Genomic DNA, 9,578 nt, shown 5'->3' with positions numbered 1-9,578 from the left:
GACAACGTGGGTCCGGTAGCGTAGCGAATGAGACAAGGAGTTGGCTGAGCATGAAGTGCTTAACGATGTCTAACAAGACAAAGGTCAGCCCTCAAGACAGCGTCTTAGTTTTGATGCGTACGCCCTGATCATACACTGGCTGGCTGAAGATGAGCCCGTTGAGGGAAACGTCGAGCACACTGTGCAGCATTTCATCAGCAGGTAACCAATGAGGCAACTCGTGGGAGGGCGAAGCAGGAGGAGAAGAGGACATAGAAGACGAGGTGGCCACTTACGAGCACCAAAGCTTAGGAACCATAAAGGTCATCAATACAGCCATACGAATAATGCCACGAGAGGTGGCAGTCAACTCGATAGTAGCACTCGTGTAATACTAGTACTAGGCAGAGGTAGGCAATCAAGGCACTTGGAGCAAAGCAACTAAGTAGATAACATGGTATTCTGTATTTTGGCGCCATTACCTCCCGTCTTTTACGTATGCTGGACCTGGTTATCGACGCCCGCCCCGCGGATTTGGGCAATGGCTTTGGCGTGAAGCGTATTTTGCCCTACCGGCTGCGGCCCATGCTGGGGCCTTTTATTTTCATGGACCACGCGGGACCCGTGCAAGTTACGCCGGAACTGATACCTGCCTTGGATGTGCTGCCGCACCCCCACATTGGCCTCTCCACGGTAAGTTACCTGTTTGGGGGCCAAGTAACCCACCGCGACAGCTTGGGCGTGGAGCAGATTATTCGGCCGGGCGAAGTGAACTGGATGACGGCTGGTAGTGGTATTGCCCACTCTGAGCGGTTCGAGGACCCGGCGGCGCTGGCTGGTGGGGCCCTGGAGATGCTGCAAACCTGGGTGGCGCTGCCCGAGGCCGATGAAGAAAGTGCCCCCTCCTTCACTAACTACCAGCCCCACGAGCTGCCCATCTTCACTGATTCAGGTGTGTGGATGCGCCTGATTGCAGGTGATGCGTTTGGACTGCGTAACGGCGTTAAAACCCACTCGCCCCTGTTTTACCTGCACGTGGTGTTGCAAGCAGGGTCCCGCTTTGGCCTGCCGCGGGGCTACCCTGAGCGCGGTGCCTACGTAGCCAAAGGGAGCGTAGAAGTAAACGGGCGTACCTACGGAGTAGGCCAGTTGCTAGTGTTTACGCCTGGCATCGACCCCGTATTGGTGGCGGTAGAGCCGACTACGCTTATGCTGCTGGGCGGCGAACCACTGGGAGAGCGGTTTATCTGGTGGAACTTCGTGTCGTCGCGTCGGGAGCGAATTGAGCAGGCCAAGGCCGACTGGCAGGCGGGCCGCATTGTGCTGCCCCCTACTGATAACCACGAGTTTGTGCCCCTGCCCCAAGACCGGACGCGGCCGGCGGGCTCAGGCTCCCCACCACCCCAGGCATTGTCGTAACCTGGGGTAGTGGTGGCCTACGGCAGTTAGTTGGGCAGAAATACCCGGAATGTGGTGCCCTGCTCGGGCACGCTCTCTACTTCTACGCGGCCACCCTCAGCCTGTACTAAGCGGTTAACCAGGAACAGGCCTACGCCCGTGCCCTCGCCGGCATTGGGGTGAAAGCGACGAAAGAGCTGAAACAGCTCGGCCCCGTGCCGGTCCAGGTCGAGGCCTAGGCCATTATCCTGCACCTCCAGCACTGCGTGAGAAGTGGTATGGCGGCTCCGCAGCTGCACTAAGGCAGGACGAGCAGGATGGCGGTACTTTACAGCATTGGCTACCAGATTAAGCAGCACTGTGCGCAAGCTGCTGCGCACAAACTCCACTTCGGGCAGGGCGGCGAAATCCGTTTTAATATCGGCCTTAGCATCCTGCAGCTGCGGGCGGAGCGTCTGCAGAATATCGGCCGTAAGGTCGGCGAGCGGTACGCGCTCAGTGATTTGTTCACCCGGCGGGCGCGCAACCTGCACTACCGCGGCCAAATCGGTAATGGTGGTGGATAGGTCGCTGAACGAATCTTCCATGAGCCGCAGCATCTGGCTGGCCTCCGGGTCGTGGAAAGTGGCGGAGCGCCGCAGCTCCTCGAACAGGCCATGCAGGTTGTGTACGGGCTGGCGCAGGTCGTGCGAGGCGGCGTACACAAAGTTATCCAGGTCGGCATTCGTGCGGGCCAGTTGCTCGTTGGCCGCCCGCAGTTCCTGGTTGCGGGCGCGCACCTCTTCGTTGGCTGCCGTTAGCTGAATATTAGCCTGCTGAATCTGCTGGCGGGTTTCGGTAAGCTCCTCCAGCGAGTCGCGCAGCTGCTGGTTAACGGTTTGCAGCTGCTGATGATAGCGCGTGATATACTGCCGCCACTCGTTTTTCTCGATGGCGTGCGTCACGGTTTTGTACAGCAGCTCGGGGTCGAAGTGCTGCTTCACCAGGTAGTCTAGTGCGCCGGTATTAAGCGCACGCACGGCCAGTGCCTCGCTGCCGCCGCCCGTAATCATTACCACGCACAGGGTGTCGGGGGGCGTGAGCTCCTGCAGGTCGCCGAGCAGCGTCAGGCCATCGGTATCTAGCAGATTATGGTCTAGCAGCACGCAATCAGGCCGCAGGTTCCGAAACTGCCGGATGCCCTCTGCCCCTGAGGAAGCCTCGTGAATCTCAAACCGTTCGTGACCGACTTGCTTGCCCAGGAACCGCTTATAGAGCATGCGATCCTGCTCATTATCGTCGATAAGTAAAATCTTCTTCACGCCGGGCAATCCTAACTCAACAAGGGTAACTCCGAGGTATTGAGCCAGTAGCTCACCAACAGTCGGGTTTTTTCCTCCAGCACAGCGTAGTCAATGGGCTTAGTGAGGTAGCTGTTGGCCCCCAAGCGGTAGCAGTCCTCAATGTCGCGGACATTGGTAGAAGTGCTAAAAATGATAACCGGAATAGACTGCAGCTGAGGGTCTTGCTTGAGCACGGCCAGCACGGCACGGCCATCGGTGCCGGGCATGTTTAGGTCGAGCAGCACGAAGGCCGGTAGTTGCTGAGGCCAGCCGGGGAGTTTACCGTAGCCCTGTAGGTATTCCAGGGCTTGGTCGCCGTCTTCGCAACGTAGCACGGGGTTGGGCAGCGCGTGCTTACGGAAGGCTCGGCCAAGGGCCGTGAAGTCTTCCACGCTGTCTTCCACCACCAAAATGGGCTTGAGGGATAAGGCTGACACTTACAGGTGTTTTGAGAGAGAAAAATAAAACGTTGCGCCCTGACCTAGTACGGACTCGACCCAGATTTCGCCGTGGTGCTTTTCCACCATTTTCTTGGCGATTGCTAAGCCAGCTCCAGTACCGCCCCCATACTTTTCCTGGGTATGAAGGCGCTTGAAAATCTTGAAGATGTTCTCGTGGTGCTTAGGATCAATTCCAATGCCATTGTCACGCACATAGAAAACATAAAAGTCCTCAGGAGTTCCAGTACCGCGTGGTCCGCGCGTTTCCGCGGGGGCTAGGCCTACCTGCACGGTGCGGTGCGAGGCATCGCTATAGCGCATGGCGTTGGTGAGCAGGTTGTTGAACACCTCCCGAATTCGCACTTGGTCGCACCGGATAGTGGGCAACTGGCTGGCGATAGAGACGGTGGTACCGGTTTGCTCAAACCGCGGCTGCAGCATATCCAGTACGTCTTCTACTACTTCCTGCACGTTCGTTTCCACTAGGGTCAGCTCCTGACGGCCCACGCGGGAAAGTTGCAGCAGCGACTCAATAAGCGCTTCCATTCGCTGGCTGAGGCGCACCAGGGTTTGGAGCTTATTTACGCCCTCTGCATCCAGTTGGGCGGCGTAATCTTCGAGCAGGAAGATGGAGTAATTATGAATTCCGCGCAGGGGCTCCTTCAGGTCGTGGGAGGCCACGTACGCGAAGGAGTCCAGCTCATCGTTGCTACGCTCCAGCTCGCTGTTGAGGCGGCTCAGGCTGGCGGCCCGGGCCTGCAGCTCATTGAAAATCTTCAGGCGAACATCTGAAAGGTGGAGCCGAATTTCCTGAGCGGCTTCAATTTCAATGGGCCGCCACGGCGCCGACGTGTTGTCGACGGTTTGGCTCCAGGCCTCAAACGACTGCCGGGGCGAGAGGTGCAGTTGGCCGTCCTGCATTACCTCGGCTTTCTGCGTTTTGCCGGCCCAGGTAACCGTCTGAATCTGCTCGGGTCGGAACCAGATGATATAGTCGCCGGGCTTCTGCGAGAGGGAAATGGCCAGTAGGCCACTTGCCGCGCCCCGTATTGATACTCCGGCCGGATTGTGCCGGGCGTAAGAATCGGTGTAAAACACGTCTTCCTGGGGCAGGTTCTGCCCCAGCCATTCTAACAGCTCCTGAATTTGTGGCTGACTAGGAGTGGCGCCCAGCGTAATAATCTGGCCCTCAAAGCAAATAGCTGCTCCACCGCAGGCAATTACATCCTGCACCGTGGGCTTGCGAGCGTACAGGCCCTCCATGAAGTTCTCGTGGCGCCCTATTAGCTCAAACAGGCGAGCCTGCGTTTCCCGAATGTGCAGCTGGTAAGCGTAGTCGTCGTGCTGCTGCTTGCTGCGCAACAGGGCCGAAAACGTTTTGCCGATGAACAGGCATAGCTCACGCAGCTCGTAGCTTACCAGGCGCGGCGTGAGGTGGTGGCAGGTAATCATGCCCCAGAGCACGCCATCCTGGATGATGGAGATGGTCATGGTGGCGGCCACGCCCATGTTGCGCAGGTACTCCAGGTGAATCGGCGACACGCTACGGAGCACCGCGTGGGTCATGTCGGGGGGCCTGGGGGCCGTGGGGTGCATTACCGGGTGCAGGCGGGCGGGCACGTAGGCCACATCCGGAATAAAGCGCAGCCAGTTTTTGAGGTACATGGCGCGGGCCTGCTGCGGAATGTCGGTGGCGGGGTAGTGCAGGCCCAGGAAAGGCTCCAGGTCCTCGCGCTTGGCTTCGGCCACTACTTCGCCGCTGGCATCCTCGGCAAAACGGTACATCACCACGCGGTCGAAGCCGGTGATGTCGCGGATCTGCTCCACGGCGTGCTGGCAGAACTCCAGCACGGAAGTGGCGCCCAGCATCTGGCCTAGGGCCACGTTCAGGGAGGGCAGGTCCAGCACGCTGGCGCCGGTTTCCTCCACGGGCTCAAACTCCAGCCACAAGAGTTGGTCGTAGCGGTGCAGAATGAGCTTATAGAACGGTTGCCCCTCCACCTGCTCCAGGCGAATGCCCAGTAGTTTGGCCGCCTCGGTGAGAGTAGGCCACAGCGGAGCCAGCTCGGCCAGCGTAGCCGGGCTCAGGAGTTGCTCTAGGCCAGTCCCAATGAGTTCCTGCGCCGAAAGGCCAATGAGGGCCTGGGTGTTTTCGCTGGCGTGCACCACCCGCTTGGTGTCGGGGTCGAGGCACAGCAAAAAGCCGTAAGGCTGCACGGAGCCCGGAATATGAATGGGCTCCCGGTCGCAGTTGGTAAGGGTAATGGGAGCATTGATCAGGCTCTCATCAGAATAGATTACGGCTGATTGATCCACGCGTGTAGTTTTTGAAACGTGAGACTCGCCGAATCCACAATTTCGGCTTGGTTGGCATCGGTGGCCTCCTCCGTGAGAAGCTGGCAGAAGCGTTTCCACATGGGCCCGGTACGCTCCCCGTACCCCGAAAAGTAGGTGCGGGACTCAATGCCGGCTTTCGCCAGTTGCCGGTTAATTACTTGCCCGCCCAAGGTGGAGCCTTCCATCACGTAGAGAGCCCCAAGCAGCTGAGGCCAGGTAGTGAGCGGGGGCATGTCGGGGCACAGGGGTAGGGACGCATCGGGGGGCATATCCGCCAAAATCAGGTGGGCCCGGTGGCGCTGCTCTATCTCCCAGGCCGGCGAGAACTGGTGCTGATCTAGCTGTGCCTCATAGGGTTTCAGAAAACCGTAGAGCTTGGCCAGAAACCACTGCGTTGCTGCTGCCGATACTTGGCCGGCGTTTAGTGCTTGGTTAAACTCGTTTTGCTCCAGCGCGTCGTGGTACGGTCGGGTCTCCGTACGCAAGCGTTGGAGAATAACAGGGCTTTCAGAAGCAAACGACATAGAAAACAGGGCAGCTATATTCTACAAAGATAAGGTATGCAGCAAATAAGACCTTGGCAAAAAGAGGGGTTAAAGGCGATAAGTAAGTCTATAAATAAGCCTTTAACACAGTCAGGGGCGTGTTCATAGGGCTGAAGACGGGCGTTTACCGAATAACTGAAATACGCGGCCCTAACGCCGGGAAAAACACCTGAACCACAGCCTGGCCCACTGCAATAATGGCCGCCAATGGGCTAAGGTGCCTGCAGCATGCGGCGCTACAGTAACCTCTGTGAGGATGAGCCGTTTGCAAAAAAGCTGGTAGAATACCGGCAACCTGCATGTCAAGGGCACCAAACCCTCATGAGTATGGTTATAGACTCTGCAGCAATTTTGAGGCGGCTCGTTTTTTGTGCGGTTGAGTTGAAAGTGGCTACTGAGCCACGGCCCGTATTCGGGCACCTAAGTAAAGACGAGCTTGTGAGAAGGGAATGGCGTTTTTCTCAATGAAAATTGAGTTATTGGGCTCTTTCAAGCTCCTCACTAGTCTAAAGAGTTGTCTTGCAATAGATGGCTCTGCTGCCGTTTGCCTACTGATCAATTGTAAAGCAGTTTCTGTACGCTCCCAACGCACGCAGTTGGGGTACAGGCTTTCTTAATAGCGAATTTCCATGCAACCTATCATAACAACCTTCGGCCCCGCGGCCGGACATGCCCATGCGCAAGCGCACGAACTGAAAATCTGGCCCGCTTGCTTCTCGGCGGTGGAAGCCGGTACCAAACCCTTTGACGTACGCGAAAACGACCGGGACTTCCGCGTGGGCGACGCGCTAGTGCTACGCGAGTATGAGCCGGAAAGTGAGCAGTATAGTGGCCGCAGCATCACACGCTGGGTTAGCTACATCATGCACGGCGGCTCCTTTGGCTTAGAAGCCGGCTGGTGTGTGCTTGGCCTGAGTGAGCGGCCTCCTCTGCCCGCCGGTATTCACGACACAAAGCTCTGGTAGGCCACTAGCCGCGCTGCCACTCCGGTGCCCGGCAGTGGCCTAGCGCACCTACCGCAATCGTTGGCATAGCAAAAGCCGACCCGACCTCACCCCCGTGAGCTCAGGGCCGGCTTTCTGATTTTTTAGGCTGGTAAGTAGCCGGCTGTTCCTGGCGGCAGAGGGGGCTGATTCTGGCGCTAGGCCACTACCCAGGGCTAGCGGCTGGGTTGTATCTTCGTGGATAGTTAGGTGCCAAGTTAGTGGAGCAGGAAGAAAGCCGGAAAATCATCCATCTGGACATGGATGCGTTCTACGCCTCCGTGGAGCAGCGCGACAACCCCGCCTTGCGCGGCCGGCCCGTGGCTGTGGGCGGCTCGCGGCAGCGCGGCGTGGTGGCCGCCGCCAGCTATGAGGCCCGGCAGTTTGGCGTGCGCTCGGCCATGGCCTCCTCCGTGGCCAAGCGTAAGTGCCCGGAGCTGATTTTTGTGAAGCCCCGGTTCGATGTATACAAGGAGGTGTCGTTGCAGATTCGGGAGATTTTCGCGGAATACACGCCGCTGATTGAGCCCGTATCATTGGATGAGGCTTACCTCGATGTCACGCATAACCTGAAGCAAATTGCTTCGGCTACGCAGGTGGCCCAGGAAATCAGGGCCAAAATTCTGGAGAAGACGCAGCTTACAGCCTCGGCGGGTATCTCGTACAATAAGTTTCTGGCCAAGCTAGCCTCCGATTACCGCAAGCCCAACGGGCAGTTTGTGATCAAGCCCGCGCAAGGGCTGGCCTTTGTGGAAGCCCTTACGGTAGGCCAGTTTCATGGCATTGGGCACGTAACGGCGGCGCGCATGAACCAGCTGGGCATCTTCACCGGCTGGGATTTGCGCCAGCAGACCGAAACGTTTCTGCGCCAGAACTTCGGCAAGGCCGGCTCCTACTACTACGCCATTGCCCGCGCCCGTGATAACCGGCCCGTAGTAGCCGATCGGGTGCGCAAATCGGTGGGCTCCGAAACAACCTTTGAGGAGGACCTGACCACTCAGGAGGAGCTGGTGAGTGGCCTACAGCCGGCTCTGGAGTCGGTGTGGAGCTACTGTGAGCGAACGGGCATTTTGGGCCGCACGCTCACGGTAAAGGTGAAGTACAACGACTTTCAGCTGCTCACGCGCAGCCGTACTTGCCCCGCGCCCTTCACCAGCCAAGCCGCGCTGGAGCAAGTGGGGCGGGAGGTGCTAAACTCACTGTGGCCGCTGCCCAGAGGCATCCGGCTGCTAGGGGCCTCGCTATCTAACCTGGATACTACAAGCGAGGACACGCCCGGCCGTCAATTGCTGCTGCCGCTGTAGAGTGTGAGCCGGAGGTAGGGTCTCGCTAGGCCACTCCAGCACTGCGATTCCAACCACAGGGAGGAATGACAGCTAGGCGGCTGCCTGCTTTTTGCGCTTTGTGGTCTTGGCCTTATGTGTTGGCTTGCGGCGGCGCCTGTTTCCGATGCGCTGCCGCTCGGCTTTGCGCTCGGCGCGGTGGAGCAGGCGCTCGGGGAGGCGGGCTATCAGCCGCTCCCGCACGTAGTGGGCTAGGCCGGAGAGGGGCACCAGGTGGGTAGTGCGCAGGAAGGTCATTACCTCGCGGCGGCGCAGGGTGCTCACACCTGAGAGGCCTAGCGCCAGCAAGTACTGCTTCACCTCCTCCAGCAACAGCAGTCCGGCTAGTGGGGCACGCTCTACGGTAGCATTGTAGGAAGCCGCCCGGTGCACCCGCAGCTCCTGGCCCGGGGTGGCTACCAGCACGCCCACCCATTCTGGCAGCAGTGGCAGCAGCTTCAGGACGTGCTTTTCGGTGACGATGAACGTCACGAAGTCATATACCTCGCCGTAGCAGCGGAGCTGGTTGGCCACGCGCTGCAGGGTATCGCCATCGCCTTTCACTTCATACCCGTGCATGAAGGCGGGCGTGATGTGTACCACATCGGCGCGGGTAGTGCCGGTGGGCAACTCATCAACATACACGCCCTCGGTGAGCAGCGGATAGAGCAGGGCACGGATTTCGGGGTCGTTCATGAGAGGCCTAGGCCAGGGCGGGGAAGGTGCCGAAGGCATAGGGCATACCTTCGGTAAGCAAGTTAAAACAGAAAGCCCGACCGCACATACAGGCGGTCGGGCTTTCTAGGTTTGAGCAGGTAGGCGCGAGGCGCCGTAGCTAGCTTATTGAGGGTCAGCCTTAACTTTCGACTTACGCTTCTTGTCTTTGGCTTTTACGTCAGCCTTGCCAGTGGCAGTGCCTTGCGTTACGCCCGTGCCCGACTGCGTTCCGATGGTGGTACCCGAAGTGGTGCCCGACATAGCAGGGTCAGTCGTGGTAGTCGTGGTGGTCGACTTGGTGGTTTCCGTGGTAGCGGGAGCCGTTTGGATTACCGTGCCCTGGGTAGGGGTGGTAGTTTGCGACTGGGTGGTAGTCGTGGTGCTCGTCTGGGCGTTAGCGGTAGCAACACCAGCTACGAGGAAAGCGGCAACAGCAATTACTTTTTTCATGGGGAAAGAAATTAGGGCATGAAACATAGTCGAAGAAACACCAGTTGCCTGTTGTGCTTCGGCTAGCCTTTAACGGGCCATGGCG

Annotated in this window: 10 protein-coding genes; 3 read left to right on the top strand and 7 right to left on the bottom strand. The window is 58.6% G+C overall.

Translation table 11 applies throughout. The features are described 5' to 3' along the window. Positions 1 to 91 precede the first annotated feature (91 nt). Complete coding sequence (locus tag EU557_RS25455; protein WP_167855156.1) at positions 92 to 253, bottom strand: hypothetical protein; 162 nt, start codon at positions 251 to 253, stop codon at positions 92 to 94. A gap of 224 nt (positions 254 to 477) precedes the next feature. On the opposite strand from EU557_RS25455, the gene EU557_RS10205 reads away from it, so the two are divergent. Continuing rightward, positions 478 to 1,398, top strand: a complete 921-nt coding sequence (locus EU557_RS10205; protein ID WP_135530282.1) for a pirin family protein — start codon at positions 478 to 480, stop codon at positions 1,396 to 1,398. A 26-nt stretch (positions 1,399 to 1,424) separates the two neighbouring features. Here the strand turns inward: EU557_RS10205 and EU557_RS10200 are convergent, their stop codons facing one another. The 4 genes from EU557_RS10200 to EU557_RS10185 are packed head-to-tail and all read right to left on the bottom strand — an operon-like array spanning position 1,425 to position 6,000. Next, entirely contained in the window at positions 1,425 to 2,678 is a 1,254-nt protein-coding gene (locus EU557_RS10200) for an ATP-binding protein (protein WP_135530280.1), read from the bottom strand. An 11-nt stretch (positions 2,679 to 2,689) separates the two neighbouring features. Further along, positions 2,690 to 3,136: a response regulator gene (locus EU557_RS10195; RefSeq protein WP_135530278.1), complete on the bottom strand. Its 447-nt coding sequence runs from the start codon at positions 3,134 to 3,136 to the stop codon at positions 2,690 to 2,692. Continuing rightward, positions 3,137 to 5,455, bottom strand: a complete 2,319-nt coding sequence (locus tag EU557_RS10190; protein ID WP_167855155.1) for an ATP-binding protein — start codon at positions 5,453 to 5,455, stop codon at positions 3,137 to 3,139. Beyond that, positions 5,437 to 6,000, bottom strand: a complete 564-nt coding sequence (locus EU557_RS10185; protein WP_135530275.1) for a biliverdin-producing heme oxygenase — start codon at positions 5,998 to 6,000, stop codon at positions 5,437 to 5,439. The genes EU557_RS10190 and EU557_RS10185 overlap by 19 nt, the downstream gene beginning before the upstream one ends. 650 nt (positions 6,001 to 6,650) lie before the next feature. On the opposite strand from EU557_RS10185, the gene EU557_RS10180 reads away from it, so the two are divergent. Together EU557_RS10180 and dinB are read left to right on the top strand one after the other, a co-directional pair. Beyond that, on the top strand, positions 6,651 to 6,986 hold the full coding sequence (locus EU557_RS10180; protein ID WP_135530273.1) for an ASCH/PUA domain-containing protein: 336 nt from the start codon (positions 6,651 to 6,653) through the stop codon (positions 6,984 to 6,986). 278 nt (positions 6,987 to 7,264) lie between these two features. After that, a complete protein-coding gene (gene dinB, locus EU557_RS10175) occupies positions 7,265 to 8,308 on the top strand; it encodes a DNA polymerase IV (RefSeq protein WP_245326225.1) in 1,044 nt (347 codons plus the stop codon). Positions 8,309 to 8,380: 72 nt separating this feature from the next. Here the strand turns inward: dinB and EU557_RS10170 are convergent, their stop codons facing one another. Both EU557_RS10170 and EU557_RS10165 read right to left on the bottom strand, forming a co-directional pair. Beyond that, positions 8,381 to 9,061, bottom strand: a complete 681-nt coding sequence (locus EU557_RS10170) for a sce7726 family protein (RefSeq protein ID WP_135530270.1) — start codon at positions 9,059 to 9,061, stop codon at positions 8,381 to 8,383. A 105-nt stretch (positions 9,062 to 9,166) separates the two neighbouring features. Further along, positions 9,167 to 9,493, bottom strand: coding sequence for a hypothetical protein (locus EU557_RS10165; RefSeq protein WP_135530268.1), 327 nt, complete (start codon positions 9,491 to 9,493; stop codon positions 9,167 to 9,169). Positions 9,494 to 9,578 lie beyond the last annotated feature (85 nt).

It is taken from the genome of Hymenobacter wooponensis (assembly GCF_004745865.1).
Taxonomy (GTDB): domain Bacteria; phylum Bacteroidota; class Bacteroidia; order Cytophagales; family Hymenobacteraceae; genus Hymenobacter; species Hymenobacter wooponensis.
This window is presented reverse-complemented; position numbering and strand designations above follow the sequence as displayed.

What these genes read in the sequence shown, in the direction of transcription:
- EU557_RS10170 (WP_135530270.1), bottom strand. Translation starts at nt 9,061, where the DNA reads ATGCCTTCGGCACCTTCCCCGCCCTGGCCTAGGCCTCTCATGAACGAC.
- EU557_RS10165 (WP_135530268.1), bottom strand. Translation starts at nt 9,493, where the DNA reads ATGAAAAAAGTAATTGCTGTTGCCGCTTTCCTCGTAGCTGGTGTTGCT.
- EU557_RS25455 (WP_167855156.1), bottom strand. Translation starts at nt 253, where the DNA reads ATGTCCTCTTCTCCTCCTGCTTCGCCCTCCCACGAGTTGCCTCATTGG.
- EU557_RS10180 (WP_135530273.1), top strand. Translation starts at nt 6,651, where the DNA reads ATGCAACCTATCATAACAACCTTCGGCCCCGCGGCCGGACATGCCCAT.
- EU557_RS10205 (WP_135530282.1), top strand. Translation starts at nt 478, where the DNA reads ATGCTGGACCTGGTTATCGACGCCCGCCCCGCGGATTTGGGCAATGGC.
- EU557_RS10185 (WP_135530275.1), bottom strand. Translation starts at nt 6,000, where the DNA reads ATGTCGTTTGCTTCTGAAAGCCCTGTTATTCTCCAACGCTTGCGTACG.
- dinB (WP_245326225.1), top strand. Translation starts at nt 7,265, where the DNA reads ATGGATGCGTTCTACGCCTCCGTGGAGCAGCGCGACAACCCCGCCTTG.